Below are 16438 nucleotides of genomic sequence, written 5' to 3'. Positions count from 1 at the left end.
TGTTTTTTTACCACTGCAGGTCGCCGGATGGGCGGGTGAAGGCCAGCGACAGCACGTCCGGTAGCGAGTGGTCGATGTGCTTGAGCAAGGCGTAGCCGACCCCTGAGATCCCGGTCATCAGCCCGAGCTGCGGATACGCTTGGCACTGCAGCGCATCATCCTGCAGGTAGTCGCTCAGCGCTGCGCCTCGCAGGCATGCGACCTGCTTGATAGCGCCCTGATCGCCTTGCGCATGATGGAAGCGGTCCAGGCACATCAGGTTGCCGAAATCGCCATGGCAAAGGGTGTAGCCGTCGTTCAATCCGCCAGCCTGAAGGTTGTCCAGGCAGCAGGCGATATCGTGATTCACGACCTCAGCCAGGCTTGGCGGCAGTTGCGCCCCCAGGCACTCACGCACGGCCAGCCGTGCCAGCAGAATGCCGGCGTCCCCGTGGCACCATTTGCTTGCATGCCGCGCTTGGCGGCATTCGCGCAGATCCAGCCAGAAGCCCTGGTCCTTGAGGGCGTTTTCTGCGCTGACATAACCTTCGATCATGGGCACGATCCGGCTGTCGCGGGTTGCGCCATAGGCTTTGCACAGCGCCAGGATCACCCCTGAAAGGCCATGGGCGAGCCCGCTCAACACGGTCGAGCCGTCGCGGTGGAGTAGCTGGCCATTATCGCCTAGGTACAAGGTGCGGGAGATCTGCTCAAGGCGCTTGTCGATGGCGCGGGCCAACTGCGCCGTCGGCGCGCAGCGGTGCAGTTCGGACAGCAGGGCCAGGGCGCCGCTGCTGCCGGCGATGAAGTCGATGTCGAAGGCGTCGCAGGGCAACGCGCAAAGCTGCTCCTGCAGCCTCTGCAATGGCTGGTCGTACTGCTGGGTAGGGGCCAGCGCCTGACGATGCCATAGCAGGTAGAGGTGGCCAGCCAGCTTCTGGTAGCCGCCGCTATCGGCGCCAGCGCCGAAGGCCTGCCGGGTATCTGCCAGGGACCCGAGTATCTGGTCGGTGCGCTGCAGATAGCGCCGGTCGGCGGTGACCTGGTACAGCCCCAGAAAGAACAGCCCAAGTCCGGCAATCCCGGAATACAGGTCGTTGCCCATCACCGTCAGGAAGGGCTTGCCGGTGGCGGTGTGGGTCTTGAAGGCAAGCCAGCGGGCGCCTTGGTCTTCGCCGGTGATCAGCAGGTCTTCTATTTGCGCGGCAATGCGCTGGGCCGCCTGCAGCGCCTGCGCAGGGCTCAGCGGCGCGGCATGGCGGCCGCTGTGCGCGGCGTTCAGCGGGCACTGGGCGCCTTGGCGGCGGTTCAGGCATTGGTCGAACACCGCCATTTGCAGTTTCTTGTCGGCCGGGCCCAGCGACTGGATCTTGTGCCGGCAACCTTGCAAGGGGCTGTGTTCGAGCATCAGCACGGTATCGGCACCGACTGCCGTGCCGAGGGCGCAGCTATTGATCGGCAGTTCGAAGCGGGGAATCACCAGGCGCTGCAGGTCTTCGACCTCTGCCTTGAAGGCCGCGCCGTGCAACGGCTTGTCGATGGCATCCGACCACAGGGTAGCGAGCAGCAGTTCTCGGTCGAGCTGGTTTTGCATGAACCTTGGGTGCAGGCCAAGGGCGATGAAGTCGACATAGCGCTGGGTATTCTTTACCAGAATGCGCGTGCTCAGTTGTGCGGCATTGCGCTCCAGGTGCTCGAGCAATGCGTCCCGGTGGCGGCAGATGGCGTCATAGGCAAATTCGAAGCCTTCGCGCAAAGCGGGCAGGTAGGGGGTCGGGTCGGTGGTGCTGGCGAACGGTTGGTGTTGGACCGGCGCCTGGCGCTGGGCCGACGATTTACGCATGTGGTAGAAGCCCTCGTCCTGCACCAGTGTCTGTCGGGTGATGGCCAGCTGCGACTGCGCGCTCAAGGCGCTGACATCGTTCAGCGCGTGTTGCGCATAGGGTACGAAGCCGGTGGCGAAAATCGACTCCCGGGCCATCCGCTGGGCACTGGCCAGCGCTCCCTCCAGCGGGGCGGCGTTCAGTGTGGCGCCAAGGGGCGCGGTAAACAGGCACTCCAGGTCGATCATCACCGGGCTGCAGCCGTGGGCAATGATGTTTTCAAAGTGGAAGTCGATGCCGTTGAACGCGTGGATGAGTGCAATCTGCGCCCCCAGGCGTTGGTAGAACAAGGCCCGCTGCGGGTGTGACTGGCACGGGACGTGGGGGATTTTCTCGACCCAGCAGTGATCGGCGCCCATGAGCAGCCTCGGCGAGAAACAGTCGAACCAGTCGCTGCCGGTTCGGCGCCGCAGCAGCGCCAGGCTCTCGTTGTAGAAGCGCATCTCATGATTGCGCCTGGGCTTGTAGATGAAGCTGCTGGCGGCGCTGGTCACTTCGCACACGGTCTGCTGCCGGCCATGGGGGTCGCCCAGGCCCAGCCGGATCGTATCGATCTGCTCCAGCGGGCAGGCAAAGCACTTGCGCAGTGCCGGGCGGTCGGCAAGGTAGTGGCGGACAACGCTGAACAGGTAGTGGGTGATGTCTTCGAGGGTGTCGAACAGCAGGTTGAACAGCACCGGATAGCTCGACGCGAGGTCAGCGACCCTGGCAGGTGCTCGCAAACCTTCGCTGAACTGATCCAGGGTGAAACTTGGGTCGGCCAGTATCCGATGGTTGAGCGCATGGACCAGGGTTGGCTCCGACAAGCGGCGCACGGTGTTTCTCACGTAGGGGCGCAGCCCCTCGAGCACGGTCGTGCTGTGCAGCGCGTCAGCCACCTGGGGATAGGCCGGGTGCTTGAGAAAACGCTCGGTGAAGTAACGATGAAAGCGCTGTTCAAACCAGAAAAAAGCAGACTCATCCGGCTGCGCGTCGAGACAAGCGGGCAGGCTCTGCAGCTGGGCGAGGTTGTGCTGATAGCGCAGCACCGCTGGGTGGTGCGTATCGGTGCTGGTGCCGGGCGCGGGCTCGCTGCCCACCCGTTCGAGCAGTTCGCTGCGGGCCATGCCGAAGTAGTGCCGGGTGTTCTGGTCATGGCTGTGCAACAGCGCCAGGTTGGAACGAAACAGCGCGGTCAGGGGGGCAGGCAGGCGCGCAGGGTCGCTGCGTTGGGAAAACGGCAGGATGTTGCAAGGCATGGGAAGGGCTCGCAGGGCGGCGGTCACGGGGCAGGGCAGAAGCAAGGCGGGCCCTGCTTCTGCGGGCACTGATTTACTCAGCGATGCACAGGATGGAGGTGCAGCCCTGCGAGCTGCACTCCACGTTGGTCACCATCGCCATGTCGTTGGTGTTTTCCTGCTCGGCGTGGAAGGCCTGGAACTCGCTTTCGATATCGCCGGACATTTTCAGGATTGCTTCGCTCATGGTTTCACCTCTGGTTGATTAGGCACCCGTTTTGAGTGCGACATCACATTAACCACGGGGCGTAAGGGCGATCAGCGTGAAAGCTGTCCCTGGCAGAAAGCGCTTGCCTGGCCGGTGTTGCGACGAACGGCCGCCAAGCAGGGAAAGTCGATGGGTTCGATAGGTTTTTTCTGGCTGTCGGCCGGGGCTGTGCCTGTCATTGGTGGCGCAGCACAAAGACAGCCAGACTGGCGCCATCATTTCCGGCGGCAAGGGCACTGCGGACGAGAAGTTCGCCGCCCTGCAGGACGCTGGTGTGAAGACCGTGCGTTCCCTGGCTGACATCGGCAAGGCCCTGGCCGAGCTGACTGGCTGGGAAGCCAAGAAGTAAGTAACACGTAGTACCCCCCACGCGCACAAAGGCCACCCTCGGGTGGCCTTTGTCGTTTCTGGAGACTGCTTCCAGCTTATTGCCCAGCCAGCCGCCTGAGATCATCCCTCACACGATTACAGAGCAGATGGTAGGCAGATCATGGAAGCACTATTGCAGGGCAGGCCAGAACCACAGCATTTGTTGGCGCGCGTTCGGCACACCGACATGCGCGCCTTCGTCGAGGCGGCCTGGCGTGGCTTCAGGCAGCGCCTAGATAACCAACCTGAAGCGGCGCGCAAGGCTGTGCTGTGTGGCGCGGTCGCGCATTTCAGCGAACGTCTGCGGCTCAATGCCGAGCAAGACGCTGTGGCCCTGAATGTCACCCGGGTCACCTCGGCGGCGGATCATCTTTACTCCACTTCGGGTTACAGCATCTGGTTCGCTCCGGCCGGGTTCGAGTATCTGCTGCGGTTGTTCGACCGTGATGGTGATCGCCTGCATGAGGGCAGGGCAGTGCGGGTAACCCCCGGCGCGCCGTTGCTGGTCGAGGGAGACCAGCAGGTGGTTGCGCTGCACCCGGGGCGGCAGGCTCATCTGGCATTCAGCTTTAATCTGCCAGTGCCCGGCAGTGATATCGAAGTGTTCGACAGCAACAGCTTGGCGCGTATCGCCTGGTTCCCCGCCGATCCCCAGGCATCGCGTTTTCTGCTGCTGCTCGAGGCCTTGCAGCGTATCGGTGACCCGCACCTGGAGCAGGTGGCCGGGGAGTTGATCTTCCACCACCACCCCGCCGTTCGTTGGCAGGCATTCCTGGTGTTGATGCAGCACAGCCCCGAAAAGCTTGGGCAGTACAGCGAAATACTGGGCGCGCTGGCCAACCCGGGGCTCGACGCCATGCTTGCGCAGTACAAGGCGGAGGGCGTGGCATGAACCTGCACACCTTCATCGAGCGAATCGAAGCGCGAGACCTTGAGAGCGAGCGTGAAGCCATCGCTGCCGACCTGCAGGCGTTGGCGCAGGATCGCGGCCTGCTGGGGCAGTGCATGTACCAGCATATCCAGCAGCATGCGTTCACTCGCGGCGAGCAGGCCTACAACCCCTACGGCTTTGCTTTGCATGCCTCGGCACGGGTGTCGCTGCGCATGAGCTGCTGGCTGCCGGCGCAGGTGCAGGCGGAGCGGCAGACGTTCATCTACGGCTTGCCCCACACCCATGACTTCGAGCTGTTTGCCGTGGGTTACCAGGGCAGTGGCTACCGCACGGTCAAGTACCCGCTGCTCAATGGTGGGCAGGTCGATGAGCGTACGCGGCCTGTGCTGGGGGAGCCCGAGCACATTCGCCTGAGCCCGGGGACATTGCTGCACATGCGTGCGTTCGAAGACCTGCACTACCAACTGCCCCCTGACGAGTTTTCCATTTCCCTGGCGTTGATGATCGCCGTACCGCCTGCTGTGCGCGGCGCTCGCCAGGAGTGGTGTTTCGATGACCGACTGCAGCCGGCCTACTCGGGGCTCGGCTCGCAGGAGCAACAGATCCACCAGCGCATCGAGGCGCTGTGGCAAGCACATCACACCGTGATGTAACCCTGAAATCAAAAGAAGGAAACAAACCATGCAAAAACCCGTTTGGGCTGAAGCCCGCCTGTACAACGCCGGTAGCGAAACCATGCCGCAGACCGGCAGCGATTCAGGTATTGAATGTACGGGCGGCGGCGGCTTCTACCCTGGCCCGCGCTACAACTTCGGCAACATCCATGAGATCAAGCGCTTCTGGCAGGCCGCCGGCACTGATCTGAAGGTCGAGCAGGCCTGATGTTCGGGCCCCTGGGGAAAGGCCGGCGTCCCCAGGGGCCCGTCTTGCATGCTCTATGTGTGGGATAAATCGACGGGCTTGACAGGTTTTTCTGACTGGCGCAAAGGGCGTTGTCTGTCAGGATGCCTCTTCAAGGCATCACCCATGCGACAAACAGCTACGCACATCGGACAAACAGCACCGTTACAGTGCGTTTATTCGGTAAAACGGTTAACCTACGCGTTCACTCTGTGCCCGTACCCCAAAAGGGAACGACACGCTAAACGGGTCTGGCTCACCAAGCCGGGCAACATTTCCCTCATTCACGGGGAAATTCCCTCTCGAATCCCGATTTCAGCAGTGTGGTACTACCCTAAATGAAAGTTCTCAAAGGCCAGGATATCCTGGCGCTTGGCTTTATGACGTTTGCGCTTTTCGTAGGCGCTGGCAATATCATCTTCCCGCCTATCGTCGGCCTGCAGTCCGGGCCTCACGTATGGATGGCGGCCCTGGGCTTCCTGGTTACCGCCGTTGGCCTGCCGGTCATCACCGTGGTCGCCCTGGCCAAGGTCGGCGGCGGCATGGACGCCCTGAGCAGCCCGATCGGCAAGTTCTTCGGCGGCCTGCTGGCGGCTGTGTGCTACCTGTCGGTCGGCCCGCTGTTCGCTACCCCGCGTACCGCCACCGTGTCGTTCGAGGTGGGTGTGGCGCCGCTGACCGGTGAAAGCCCGACTGCACTGTTCATCTACAGCCTGGTGTACTTCGCCGTGGTGCTGGCGGTGTCGATGTACCCGGGCAAGCTGCTCGATACCGTCGGCCGCTTCCTCGCGCCACTGAAGATCATCGCCCTGGCCGTGCTGGGTATCGCCGCCTTCGCGCTGCCGGCCGGCACCATCGGCGAGGCGCAGCCGCAGTACGTCGCCGCGCCGTTCTCGCAGGGCTTCATCAACGGCTACCTGACCATGGACACTCTGGGTGCACTGGTCTTCGGCATCGTCATCGTCAACGCCATCCGTTCGCGCGGCGTGGAGTCGCCGAAGCTGATCACCCGCTACGCCATCATCGCCGGCCTGATCGCCGGTGTCGGCCTGGCGCTGGTGTACATCAGCCTGTTCCGCCTGGGTGCGGGCAGCCATGACATCGCCGCCGACGCCACCAACGGCGCTGCGGTGCTGCACGCTTACGTGCAGCACACCTTCGGCTCGCTGGGCAGTGGCTTCCTGGCCGTGCTGATCGCCCTGGCGTGCCTGGTGACCGCAGTTGGCCTGACCTGCGCCTGTGCCGAGTACTTCAGCCAGATCCTGCCGCTGTCGTACCGCGCCCTGGTGGTGATCCTGGCCGGCTTCTCGCTGCTGGTGTCGAACCTGGGCCTGACCAAGCTGATCATGTTCTCGATCCCGGTGCTCACCGCGATCTACCCGCCGTGCATCGTGGTGGTGGGCCTGAGCTTCGTGAAGGAGCTGTGGAACTCGCCGGTACGTATTCTGGCCCCGGTGATGCTGGTGTCGCTGCTGTTCGGCCTGGTCGATGCGATCAAGGGCAGTGGCCTTGCGCACTGGTTGCCGGACGCCGCCGCGCACCTGCCGCTGAGCGAGCAGGGCCTGGCCTGGCTGGTGCCTTCGGTCATCACCCTGGGTGTGGCCGTGGTCTGCGACCGCATGCTGGGCAAGCCGCGCGAAGTGCTGGCTTGATGGGTTGAAGCCTGAAGGGCGGCACCGGCCACAAGCCAACAGGGTGCCAGCCGCAGGTGGAAACCGAAAACCCCGTGTCCTGTGAAGGCGCGGGGTTTTTTATTGCTTGTACTGACGCTATCGCGTGCCTTTTGCCGAATCCGGGCGTCGAAAGCCGGTCTGTTTCTCTTTTACGGGATACCTGCATGAGCTTCATTCAAAGCAACCTTGGCAATCTCCTGGCCGCCTGCTGGTTCGCCATCTGCTGGGGCGGCTACACCCGCTACGCCCTCTGGAAGGGCCGTGACACCGCGTGCCTGGCCAGCGTGCTGCACCTGTACCGCGAAGACTGGATGCGTCGCATGCTGCTGCGCGACAACCGCATCGCCGACGCCAGCGTGATCGGCAACCTGGAGCGCAATGCCTCGTTCTTCGCCTCCAGCACGCTGATCATCCTTGCCGGTATCCTCACCGTGCTGGGTGCTTCTGATCGCGCGCTGTCGCTGCTGGCCGACCTGCCACTGGTGCAGCAGGCCTCCCAGGGCATGTCGGAAATCAAGTTGCTGTGCCTGGCGACGGTGTTTGTCTACGCCTTCTTCACCTTCAGCTGGTGCATGCGTCAGTACAACTTCGCCGCAGTACTGGTGGGCTCGGCGCCGATGATCGGCGAGCGTCTGGTCAACGAGCAGGAGCGCAATGCCTTCGCCTTGCGCGCAGCGCGGGTGCTGTCGCTGGCAGCCAACCAGTTCAACCTGGGGCTGCGTTCTTACTACTTTGGCATGGCCATGCTGAGCTGGTTTATCAGCCCATGGTTATTCATGGCGATGAGTGTCGGTGTGGTATTCATTCTGTATCGCCGGGAGTTCCACTCCCATGTGCTGGAAGTCATGGTATTCACCCCCACGCCGCACTCGGCAGAGGTGGGCAAGGAAACTTCCGCGACACTCAACTGAAGCGTTTCACCCATTAACGCAAGGCACAAAAAAACCCGACAAAGTCGGGTTTTTTTGTAACTAACCAATTACTGCTTGGCAGGTTCGCTTGGCGCGGCCGGGGCGGTTTCCGGAGCCGGGGTAGCAGGGGCGGCTTCTTCAGCGGCTTTCTGCTGCGCTTCGGCCTGATCTTTGGCGGCTTCGGCGTTTTCCTTGGCGGCGTCGTTCATTTTATCCTGAGCTTCGCCCATCTTTTCCTGGGCTTGCTCGGCGTGTTGCTGTGCGTCCTGGGCCTTGTCTTCGCTCGCTTTATCGCAAGCGGCCAGGCCCATGGTAGCGGCCAGCATCAGAGCAAAAGCAAAAGGTTTACGCATGGGGGTGTCTCTCCTGGGTGGAATAACTTTACTTGTACCTTCGAACACGCCCCCATCGGATTAGTTCCGCAAAAGTTACAGATATATAACTGCCTGGCTTATATAGACTTTTTTGCGGTTTTATGCAGTGAGGAATACATGAGCGATACAGCCTTGATGGCCATGGCCGAACGGTTTCTTTCGGCACTCAAACACTGCCAGGTATTGCAGATGCGCGTTGAGCATGCCGACGCCGAAGGCATGACCCTGGTGCTGCCATGGTCGCCGGCCATCGTCGGCAACCCGCAAACCGGCGCGGTGCATGGCGGGGCGTTGACCACCCTGATGGACACCACCTGCGGCATGGCCACGCTGTGTGCCTTGCCGCAGTTCGAAGTGTGCCCCACCCTCGATTTGCGCATCGACTACATGCACCCGGCCGAACCGCACAAACCCATCTACGGCCACGCCCAGTGCTACCGCGTGACCCGCGACGTGATCTTCACCCGCGGCAGCGCCTATCAGGGCGACCCGTCGCAGCCTATCTGCCAGGTGGTGGGCACCTTCATGCGCCTGGGGCAGGATATCAAGGGCGGTATTCGCTTTGGCAATGCCCTCAAGGAGCCGCGCCCATGATCCCGCAAGCCGTGCGCGAGCAACTGAACCAGGCCCATGCCCGCGGTGACTATGGCCCGCTGCTGGCGCTGATCCCCTATGCCGGGCTGATCGGCATCGAATGTGAACGTCAGGGCGATGACTTGCTGTTCCGCCTGCCGGCCAACCCGAACAACATCGGCAACCCGCTGCTGCCTGCCATCCACGGCGGGGTGATTGCAGGCTTCATGGAGCTGTCCGCCGCGCTGTACCTGCTGATCTACAGCGAGAGCGTGAGCATTCCGAAAATCATCGACTTTTCCATCGACTACCTGCGCGCCGGCCATTTTCGCGACACCTATGCCCAGTGCCAGCTGTGGCGCCAGGGCCGGCGGGTGACCAACGTCGCCATCACCGCCTGGCAGGGGGATCGTGACGCGCCCATCGCCACCGCCCGTGCGCATTTCAAGATCGAACCGCAAAAGCCCTTGAAATAGTCCGGCATGCCCCCATTTGTTGGTCATCCGCCGCAATAAGCAGGCCCAGCGGGCCGCCAGGCGCCAACAACCAACAGATTGGAGTTTGAAGACGATGAGTGTGGAGACTCAAAAGGAAACCCTGGGCTTCCAGACCGAGGTCAAGCAACTGCTGCACCTCATGATCCATTCGCTGTATTCGAACAAGGAGATCTTCCTGCGCGAGCTGATCTCCAACGCCTCCGACGCTGCCGACAAGTTGCGTTTCGAGGCCCTGGCCAAGCCCGAGCTGCTCGAGGGCGACGCTGAGCTGAAGATCCGCCTGAGCTTCGACAAGGCCGCCAATACCGTCACCCTGGAAGACAACGGTATCGGCATGAGCCGCGAAGACGTCATCGCCCACCTGGGCACCATCGCCAAGTCCGGCACCGCCGACTTCATGAAGAACCTCACTGGTGACCAGAAGAAGGACTCGCACCTGATCGGCCAGTTCGGCGTGGGCTTCTACTCCGCGTTCATCGTTGCCGACAAGGTTGACGTGTTCAGCCGCCGCGCCGGCCTGCCGGCCGCCGAAGGCGTGCACTGGTCGTCCAAGGGCGAGGGTGATTTCGAAGTCTCCACCGTCGAGAAACCACAGCGCGGCACCCGCATCGTCCTGCACCTGAAAGCCGGCGAAGACGAGTTCGCCGATGGCTGGCGCCTGCGCAACGTGGTCAAGAAGTACTCCGACCACATCGCCCTGCCGATCGAACTGCCCAAGGAGCAGGCCGAGGCTGCCGAGGGCGAAGAGGCCCCTGCGCAGGAATGGGAAACCGTCAACCGCGCCAGCGCCCTGTGGACCCGTTCGCGCAGCGAGGTCAAGGACGAGGAGTACCAGGAGTTCTACAAGCACATCGGCCATGACTTCGAGAACCCGCTGGCCTGGAGCCACAACAAGGTCGAAGGCAAGCTCGAATACAACTCGCTGCTGTACGTACCGGCCCGCGCGCCGTTCGACCTGTACCAGCGCGAAGCGCCACGCGGCCTGAAGCTGTACGTGCAGCGCGTGTTCATCATGGACCAGGCCGAGTCGTTCCTGCCGCTGTACCTGCGCTTCATCAAGGGCGTGGTCGATTCCAACGACCTGTCGCTGAACGTGTCCCGCGAGATCCTGCAGAAAGACCCGATCATCGACTCGATGAAGACCGCGCTGACCAAGCGCGTGCTGGACATGCTGGAGAAGCTGGCCAAGAACGAGCCTGAGCAGTACAAGGGCTTCTGGAAGAACTTCGGCCAGGTGCTGAAGGAAGGCCCGGCCGAAGACTTCGCCAACAAGGAAAAAATCGCCGGCCTGCTGCGCTTTGCCTCCACCCACGACGACAGCGGCGAGCAAAGCGTTGCCCTGGCCGACTACCTGGCTCGTGCCAAGGAAGGCCAGGACAAGATCTACTACCTCACCGGCGAAACCTACGCGCAGGTCAAGAACAGCCCGCACCTGGAAGTCTTCCGCAAGAAAGGCATCGAAGTGCTGCTGCTGACCGACCGTATCGACGAGTGGCTGATGAGCTACCTCAGCGAGTTCGACGGCAAGTCGTTCGTCGACGTCGCCCGCGGCGACCTGGACCTGGGCAAGCTGGATTCCGAAGAAGACAAAAAAGCCCAGGAAGAAGTCGCCAAAGACAAAGAGGGCCTGGTCGAGCGCCTGAAAGCCGCGCTGGGTGACAGCGTCGCCGAGGTACGTGTGTCGCACCGCCTGACCGACTCGCCGGCGATTCTCGCCATCGGCGAGCAGGACCTGGGCCTGCAGATGCGCCAGATCCTCGAAGCCAGCGGGCAGAAGGTGCCGGATTCCAAGCCGATCTTCGAATTCAACCCAAGCCACCCGCTGATCGAGAAACTGGACCACGAACAGAGCGAGGACCGCTTCGGCGAGCTGTCGCACATCCTGTTCGACCAGGCCGCGTTGGCCGCCGGTGACAGCCTGAAAGACCCGGCAGCCTATGTGCGCCGCCTGAACAAGCTGCTGGTCGAGCTGTCCGCCTGACCTGATGCAGACAAAGCCCGCTTCGGCGGGCTTTTTTCATTTAGGTGCCCCGTTGCGTCCCGTGGGAGCGGGCTTGCCCCGCGATGAGATTGCACCGTCTAGAATTTGCCAAACCGTGAACGCCCCAGGAGAGCTGAATGAGCAAAGTCATCGTCGAATCGCTGGTCTATCACCTGTCCGGCAAGACCTACGAAAGCCGCCTGGTCTACGAGCCCGGCGCGCTGGGCCGCCCAGGCCTGGTGATGGCGCCGAACTGGATGGGCATCGGCGAAGGCGCCGAGCGCATCGCCAAGGAAGTGGCTGAGCAAGGCTACGTGGTACTGATCGCCGACCTGTACGGCCAATCGGTGCGACCGTCCAACGCTGATGAAGCCGGGGCGGCGATGATGCCGTTGAAGAACGACCGCGGTGAACTGCGCAAGCGCATGCAGGAAGCCCTGGCACAATTGCTGGGCCAGTCCAAGGCCCTGCTGGAGCCGGGCAAGGTGGCCACCTTCGGCTTCTGCTTCGGCGGCTGCTGCGCCCTGGAGCTGGCCCGTACCGGCGCTGACCTGCGCGCTGCGGTGTCGTTCCACGGCACCCTGGACACCCCCAACCCCGAAGACGCCAAGCGCATCAAGGGCTCGGTGCTGGTGCTGCACGGCGCTGCCGACCCGTTGGTGCCGAAGGAGCAGTTGCCGGCCTTCGAAGCAGAAATGGACGCTGCCAAGGTTGACTGGCAGTTGCTGAGCTATGGCGGCGCGGTGCACTCGTTCACCGACCCTAACGCCAACGTGCCGGGCAAGATGCAGTACGACCGTCGCACCTGCGAGCGCGCGTTCCGCTCGATGCACAACCTGCTCAAGGAAGTGTTCCAGCGCTGATGCGCAGGGGGGCTGCCTTGCAGCCCTTCGCGGGTAAACCCGCTCCCACAGGTTGGTGTTGGCTTGAGGCTGCACATCATCCTGTGGGAGCGGGTTTACCCGCGAAGGGCCGCAAAGCGGCCCCGAATCAACGCGGCAACTCGATCCGCGAATATTCCCCCGGCACCACCGGCCAATCCCCCGCAGCCCACTTCACCCGGGCCTGCTCGATCAACTCCGGGTCACTGGCAACGAAGTTCCAGTTCATCCGCCGCGGCCCATCCAGCGGCGCGCCGCCGATCAGCACCAGCTGGCACTCGTCCTCGGCGTACAGCACGGCTTGCTCACCCTCCGGCAGCACCACCAGGCTGCACGGCTGCACCGGCTGGTCATCCAGCATCAACTCGCCCTCCAGCAGGTACAGCGCACGCTGGGCATGCTCGTTCGGCACGCTCAGGGTGGTCGCCGGCTGCATCTGCACATGGGCATACAGGGTAGGGGAGAGCACCGGCACCGGTGACGCCAGGCAAAAGCCTGTGCCCGCGATCATGCAAATACGTACCCCAAGGCTATCGCTCACCGGCAGGCTGGCCGCCGGGTGGTGGCTGTAGCTGGCCGGGCCTTGTTCGTGCGCCTGCGGCGAGGCCAGCCACACCTGCAGGCCATGCAGGCGCGAGCCGCGGGTGAACACGTCGGCCGGGGTACGCTCGACATGCGCCACGCCCGCGCCTGCGGTCATCCAGCTGACTTCGCCGGGTTGTACGCGCTGGTCCGAGCCCAGGCTGTCCTTGTGCTGGATTTCGCCCTCGAACAGGTAGGTGAGGGTCGACAGGCCGATATGCGGGTGCTGGCGGATGTCCATGCCGTGGCCCGGGGCGTAGTCGGTTTCGAGCATGTGGTCGAAGAACACGAAGGGGCCGACGCTGCGACATTGGGCCGACGGCAACGGGCGCAGGATCGGCTGGCCCTCGACCGATTCGGCGCGGGGGCGGATGACCAGGGGGCTGCTCATGGGTGGGGCTCCGGGCGGTGAATGCCCTCAGCATAACGGGTCGCAGGCCGCTGCTGAACTGCCGCGAGCGCTGGCAGGTCTACTCTTTTCTCAACTCTGAAGGAGGCGCCGATGATAACCCGTGCGTTGGCCGGCCTGCTGCTCTGCGGCTACCTGCCCCTGGCAGCCGAGGCCCGTGAGTACCGCTACAGCGATGCTCACCTGCATTACGTGGATTTTTTCCAGGAAAGCGAAGGCATGCCGGCGCTGCTCGCCGCCATGGACGCCGCCGGGGTGGAACAGTCGATGATCTCGGGCATTCCGGTGGCCAAGAAATGGCACGAGGACGAGCCCAAGCGCCCGCGCTACTACGCCGGTGACGATGCCGACGCTTACTGGTACAGCGCCACCGACCTGTACGTGGCGGCGGCGCTGCAGCCATTGGCCCCTGAACAGCGCAGGCGTTTCCACCCGTTTCTCACCGGCTTCAACCCGGTGGACAAGAACGCCGTCAGCCATATCGAGCGCATGCTCGAACTCTACCCGGGGCTGTGGCAGGGCATCGGCGAGGTGTTCACCCGACACGATGACCTCACCGCCCTGACCAGCGGCGACACGCCACGGGCCAACAACGAGGCAATGACCCGTATCTACCACCTGGCCGCCGAGCGCGACCTGCCGGTACTGCTGCACTCGAACATTACCTCCAAGCGCGAGCGCAACCCGCTGTACCTGGCTGAAATCGAAGAGCCGCTGCGCAACCACCCGCATACCCGCTTCATTTGGGCCCATGCCGGCAGCAGCCTGGAGATCCACCGTCACCAAACGCAGATGGACTTTCTGCTGCCGGTACTGAGCCGGCTGCTGGAGAGCTACCCGAACCTGTACGTCGACCTGTCCTGGAGCGTGCTCGAGCCGTACCTGCTGGACGAGCAAGGCGCGCCGCGCAAGCCATGGCTGGCGTTGGTCGAGCGCTTCCCCGAGCGCTTCATGCTGGGCTCGGATGTGGTCGGCCGCTTCGACGGTATCGGCGAGCAGATGCACGGTTTCAAGCCGTTTCTCGATGCCTTGCCAGAGGCGGTGGCGCGCAAGGTGGCGCGGGATAACTTCCTGGCCGTGCTGCCCAAGGCCGCAAAGCCGGTGAAGTAGCGTTTTGATATTGCGTTTTCGTCTTACGCAAATTGCCAATCGCCCGATACCTTCTTTATGCGAAGGAACGATCACTTTTGGGAGGGAGCCCCAATGAACCTCAGACGTTTGAACATTGCCCCGCGCGCCAGCCTCGGCTTCGGCATCATGGCCTTGCTGGTGGTGGCGCTGGGCGCCCTGGCGCTGAAACAGATGACCGACATGCGCCAGCAGGCCGAACAGGTCGATGACAACTGGCTGCCCAGCGTCATCTCGGTAGGGCGCATGACCCAGGACGCGCTGCGTATCCGCGCCCTGACCCTGCGCCTGCTGGTCAACACCGACAGCGCTGCGCAGCAGCAGAACACCGCCCGTATCGACGAGATCAAGACCGGCCTTAGCAAGGCCCAGGCGCACTACGATGCGTTGATCGTGCTGCCCGAGGAGCGCACCCTGTTCGACCGCTACCAGGCCCTGGAGCAGCAGTACATGGGCCTGCAGTCGCAGGTGGTGCAACTGGCCACCCAGGGCAACATCGGCGCCGCCGGCACTCTGGTCAATGGCGAGATGAACCAGATCGCCGACCAGATGACTGCCACGCTCAACGAGCTGATCGAGCTGAACAACCACCATGCCGGGCTCGCCACCACCACCGCCGAGGCGGTCTACAGTGGTGCGCGGGTCTGGGTGGCCGGGCTGCTGCTGGTGGCCTTGACCCTGACCGTGGTGCTGGCCCTGGCCCTGACCCGCAGCATCGTCAGGCCCTTGGGGCAGTCGCTGCAGGTGGCCGAAACCGTGGCCACCGGCGACCTCACGCCGCAGATCAGTGTGCAGGGCGATGATGAGCCGGCGCGCCTGCTGGCCGCGCTCAAGCGCATGCAGCAGAGCCTGCGCGAGACCATTGGGCGGATTTCCGACTCTGCCAGCCAGCTGGCTTCGGCGTCCGAAGAGCTCAGCGCGGTGACCGAGGATGCCACCCGGGGCTTGCAGCAGCAGAGCCTGGAAATCGAACAGGCAGCCACCGCAGTGAACCAGATGACCGCTGCCGTGGAAGAGGTGGCGCGCAACGCTGTGGCGACGTCCGAGGCGTCCAGCGAGTCTGACCGTATTGCCCGCCAGGGCCGCGAGCAGGTGCAGGCCACGGTGACCGCCATCGAGGCCCTGGCCAGCGGCGTGGCCGGCAATGCCGAGGAAGTGGGGCAACTGGCGCAGCAGGTGCACGATATCAGCAAGGTGCTGGATGTGATCGGCGCCATTGCCGAGCAGACCAACCTGCTGGCGCTCAACGCCGCCATCGAGGCCGCGCGGGCGGGGGAGGCGGGGCGTGGCTTTGCCGTGGTCGCGGATGAGGTGCGGGCGCTGGCCCACCGTACACAGACTTCGACCCGCGAAATCGAGCAGATGATCGTCGCCATCCAGGGCGGTGCCGAGCGCGCGGTGCAGGGTATGCAGCAAAGCGATGCCCAGGCCCGCTCGACCCTGGGTGGGGCGCATGCCGCCGGGGCGGCGCTGGAAGCGATTGCCGAGGCCATCGGGCAGATCAACGAGCGCAACCTGGTGATTGCCAGTGCTTCTGAGGAGCAGGCGCAGGTGGCGCGGGAGGTGGATCGGAACCTCACCACCATCCGTGACCTGGCGCATCAGTCCTCGGCCGGGGCCGAGCAGACCAGCGCCGCCAGCCAGGCGCTGTCGCAGCTGGCGGTGGACCTCAATGCCCTGGTGCAGCGGTTTTCGGTGTAGGGAGGGTATCCAGTCACTGTGGGGGCAACTGTCTTGTGCTACCTATAATGGCCTCATCGCCGGCAAGCCGGCTCCTACAGGTACAACGTAGCCTTGAAGATACGGTCACTGTGGGAAGCGGCCTTGTGTCGCGATGGGCTGCGCAGCAGCCCCGACAATTTTGCATGATGTCAAAATTCCGGGGCCGCTGCGCGTCCCTTTCGCGACACAAGGCCGCTCC

Annotated in this window: 15 protein-coding genes and 2 pseudogenes; 13 read left to right on the top strand and 4 right to left on the bottom strand. The window is 63.5% G+C overall.

Annotated features, from left to right (window positions below; all coding sequences use genetic code 11):
• Nucleotides 1–7: 7 nt before the first annotated feature.
• Both lanM and ACI2KK_RS09435 read right to left on the bottom strand, forming a co-directional pair.
• Nucleotides 8–3100, bottom strand: a complete 3093-nt coding sequence (gene lanM, locus ACI2KK_RS09440) for a type 2 lanthipeptide synthetase LanM (RefSeq protein WP_404668732.1) — start codon at nucleotides 3098–3100, stop codon at nucleotides 8–10.
• A 73-nt stretch (nucleotides 3101–3173) separates the two neighbouring features.
• Nucleotides 3174–3326 (bottom strand): hypothetical protein, encoded by a 153-nt coding sequence (locus ACI2KK_RS09435; protein ID WP_217839479.1) that lies wholly within the window; start codon nucleotides 3324–3326, stop codon nucleotides 3174–3176.
• Nucleotides 3327–3555: 229 nt separating this feature from the next.
• On the opposite strand from ACI2KK_RS09435, the pseudogene ACI2KK_RS09430 reads away from it, so the two are divergent.
• The 6 genes and pseudogenes from ACI2KK_RS09430 to ACI2KK_RS09405 form a co-directional block, all read left to right on the top strand.
• Nucleotides 3556–3696: pseudogene (locus ACI2KK_RS09430) on the top strand (succinate--CoA ligase subunit alpha); the annotation flags it as partial.
• Between the two features lie 141 nt (nucleotides 3697–3837).
• Nucleotides 3838–4608 carry a hypothetical protein gene (locus tag ACI2KK_RS09425; RefSeq protein ID WP_404668731.1) on the top strand — a complete coding sequence of 257 codons (771 nt, stop codon included), beginning with the start codon at nucleotides 3838–3840 and terminating at the stop codon, nucleotides 4606–4608.
• Complete coding sequence (locus ACI2KK_RS09420) at nucleotides 4605–5261, top strand: transposase (RefSeq protein WP_404668730.1); 657 nt, start codon at nucleotides 4605–4607, stop codon at nucleotides 5259–5261. The genes ACI2KK_RS09425 and ACI2KK_RS09420 overlap by 4 nt, the downstream gene beginning before the upstream one ends.
• Nucleotides 5262–5289: 28 nt before the next feature.
• Nucleotides 5290–5490 carry a hypothetical protein gene (locus ACI2KK_RS09415; RefSeq protein ID WP_404668729.1) on the top strand — a complete coding sequence of 67 codons (201 nt, stop codon included), beginning with the start codon at nucleotides 5290–5292 and terminating at the stop codon, nucleotides 5488–5490.
• A gap of 356 nt (nucleotides 5491–5846) precedes the next feature.
• Nucleotides 5847–7160, top strand: coding sequence for a branched-chain amino acid transport system II carrier protein (gene brnQ / locus ACI2KK_RS09410; protein ID WP_217839478.1), 1314 nt, complete (start codon nucleotides 5847–5849; stop codon nucleotides 7158–7160).
• 185 nt (nucleotides 7161–7345) lie between these two features.
• Nucleotides 7346–8092 carry a DUF599 domain-containing protein gene (locus ACI2KK_RS09405; protein ID WP_404668728.1) on the top strand — a complete coding sequence of 249 codons (747 nt, stop codon included), beginning with the start codon at nucleotides 7346–7348 and terminating at the stop codon, nucleotides 8090–8092.
• Nucleotides 8093–8160: 68 nt separating this feature from the next.
• Here ACI2KK_RS09405 and ACI2KK_RS09400 read toward each other — a convergent pair whose 3' ends face one another.
• Nucleotides 8161–8445 carry a hypothetical protein gene (locus ACI2KK_RS09400; RefSeq protein ID WP_217839476.1) on the bottom strand — a complete coding sequence of 95 codons (285 nt, stop codon included), beginning with the start codon at nucleotides 8443–8445 and terminating at the stop codon, nucleotides 8161–8163.
• A gap of 138 nt (nucleotides 8446–8583) precedes the next feature.
• Here ACI2KK_RS09400 and ACI2KK_RS09395 point away from each other — a divergent pair, with 138 nt between their 5' ends.
• The 4 genes from ACI2KK_RS09395 to ACI2KK_RS09380 all read left to right on the top strand — a co-directional run bounded on the left by ACI2KK_RS09395 (nucleotide 8584) and on the right by ACI2KK_RS09380 (nucleotide 12380).
• Complete coding sequence (locus ACI2KK_RS09395; protein WP_404668727.1) at nucleotides 8584–9060, top strand: PaaI family thioesterase; 477 nt, start codon at nucleotides 8584–8586, stop codon at nucleotides 9058–9060.
• Nucleotides 9057–9515 carry a PaaI family thioesterase gene (locus ACI2KK_RS09390; RefSeq protein ID WP_404668726.1) on the top strand — a complete coding sequence of 153 codons (459 nt, stop codon included), beginning with the start codon at nucleotides 9057–9059 and terminating at the stop codon, nucleotides 9513–9515. The genes ACI2KK_RS09395 and ACI2KK_RS09390 overlap by 4 nt, the downstream gene beginning before the upstream one ends.
• Nucleotides 9516–9609: 94 nt before the next feature.
• Complete coding sequence (gene htpG / locus ACI2KK_RS09385) at nucleotides 9610–11517, top strand: molecular chaperone HtpG (protein WP_404668725.1); 1908 nt, start codon at nucleotides 9610–9612, stop codon at nucleotides 11515–11517.
• Between the two features lie 137 nt (nucleotides 11518–11654).
• Nucleotides 11655–12380 (top strand): dienelactone hydrolase family protein, encoded by a 726-nt coding sequence (locus tag ACI2KK_RS09380; protein ID WP_369987300.1) that lies wholly within the window; start codon nucleotides 11655–11657, stop codon nucleotides 12378–12380.
• Between the two features lie 127 nt (nucleotides 12381–12507).
• On the opposite strand, the gene ACI2KK_RS09375 is transcribed toward ACI2KK_RS09380, so the two are convergent.
• A complete protein-coding gene (locus ACI2KK_RS09375; protein ID WP_404668724.1) occupies nucleotides 12508–13371 on the bottom strand; it encodes a pirin family protein in 864 nt (287 codons plus the stop codon).
• Between the two features lie 111 nt (nucleotides 13372–13482).
• Here ACI2KK_RS09375 and ACI2KK_RS09370 point away from each other — a divergent pair, with 111 nt between their 5' ends.
• From ACI2KK_RS09370 to ACI2KK_RS09360, 3 genes and pseudogenes are all read left to right on the top strand, one after another.
• Nucleotides 13483–14499 carry an amidohydrolase family protein gene (locus ACI2KK_RS09370; RefSeq protein ID WP_404668723.1) on the top strand — a complete coding sequence of 339 codons (1017 nt, stop codon included), beginning with the start codon at nucleotides 13483–13485 and terminating at the stop codon, nucleotides 14497–14499.
• Nucleotides 14500–14556: 57 nt separating this feature from the next.
• A pseudogene (locus ACI2KK_RS09365) lies at nucleotides 14557–15363 on the top strand (MCP four helix bundle domain-containing protein); the annotation flags it as partial.
• Complete coding sequence (locus tag ACI2KK_RS09360) at nucleotides 15355–16218, top strand: methyl-accepting chemotaxis protein (protein ID WP_404668806.1); 864 nt, start codon at nucleotides 15355–15357, stop codon at nucleotides 16216–16218. The pseudogene ACI2KK_RS09365 and the gene ACI2KK_RS09360, both read left to right, overlap by 9 nt.
• Nucleotides 16219–16438: the final 220 nt, after the last annotated feature.

This window comes from Pseudomonas sp. NPDC089406 (assembly GCF_044900265.1).
GTDB lineage: Bacteria > Pseudomonadota > Gammaproteobacteria > Pseudomonadales > Pseudomonadaceae > Aquipseudomonas > Aquipseudomonas fakonensis.
This window is presented reverse-complemented; position numbering and strand designations above follow the sequence as displayed.

Bases quoted from the DNA above. Each gene is read 5' to 3' on its own strand.
- ACI2KK_RS09420 (WP_404668730.1), top strand. From the start codon at position 4,605: ATGAACCTGCACACCTTCATCGAGCGAATCGAAGCGCGAGACCTTGAG.
- ACI2KK_RS09395 (WP_404668727.1), top strand. From the start codon at position 8,584: ATGAGCGATACAGCCTTGATGGCCATGGCCGAACGGTTTCTTTCGGCA.
- brnQ (WP_217839478.1), top strand. From the start codon at position 5,847: ATGAAAGTTCTCAAAGGCCAGGATATCCTGGCGCTTGGCTTTATGACG.
- ACI2KK_RS09435 (WP_217839479.1), bottom strand. From the start codon at position 3,326: ATGAGCGAAGCAATCCTGAAAATGTCCGGCGATATCGAAAGCGAGTTC.
- htpG (WP_404668725.1), top strand. From the start codon at position 9,610: ATGAGTGTGGAGACTCAAAAGGAAACCCTGGGCTTCCAGACCGAGGTC.
- ACI2KK_RS09370 (WP_404668723.1), top strand. From the start codon at position 13,483: ATGATAACCCGTGCGTTGGCCGGCCTGCTGCTCTGCGGCTACCTGCCC.
- ACI2KK_RS09425 (WP_404668731.1), top strand. From the start codon at position 3,838: ATGGAAGCACTATTGCAGGGCAGGCCAGAACCACAGCATTTGTTGGCG.
- ACI2KK_RS09415 (WP_404668729.1), top strand. From the start codon at position 5,290: ATGCAAAAACCCGTTTGGGCTGAAGCCCGCCTGTACAACGCCGGTAGC.
- ACI2KK_RS09380 (WP_369987300.1), top strand. From the start codon at position 11,655: ATGAGCAAAGTCATCGTCGAATCGCTGGTCTATCACCTGTCCGGCAAG.
- ACI2KK_RS09360 (WP_404668806.1), top strand. From the start codon at position 15,355: ATGCAGCAGAGCCTGCGCGAGACCATTGGGCGGATTTCCGACTCTGCC.
- lanM (WP_404668732.1), bottom strand. From the start codon at position 3,100: ATGCCTTGCAACATCCTGCCGTTTTCCCAACGCAGCGACCCTGCGCGC.
- ACI2KK_RS09405 (WP_404668728.1), top strand. From the start codon at position 7,346: ATGAGCTTCATTCAAAGCAACCTTGGCAATCTCCTGGCCGCCTGCTGG.
- ACI2KK_RS09375 (WP_404668724.1), bottom strand. From the start codon at position 13,371: ATGAGCAGCCCCCTGGTCATCCGCCCCCGCGCCGAATCGGTCGAGGGC.
- ACI2KK_RS09390 (WP_404668726.1), top strand. From the start codon at position 9,057: ATGATCCCGCAAGCCGTGCGCGAGCAACTGAACCAGGCCCATGCCCGC.
- ACI2KK_RS09400 (WP_217839476.1), bottom strand. From the start codon at position 8,445: ATGCGTAAACCTTTTGCTTTTGCTCTGATGCTGGCCGCTACCATGGGC.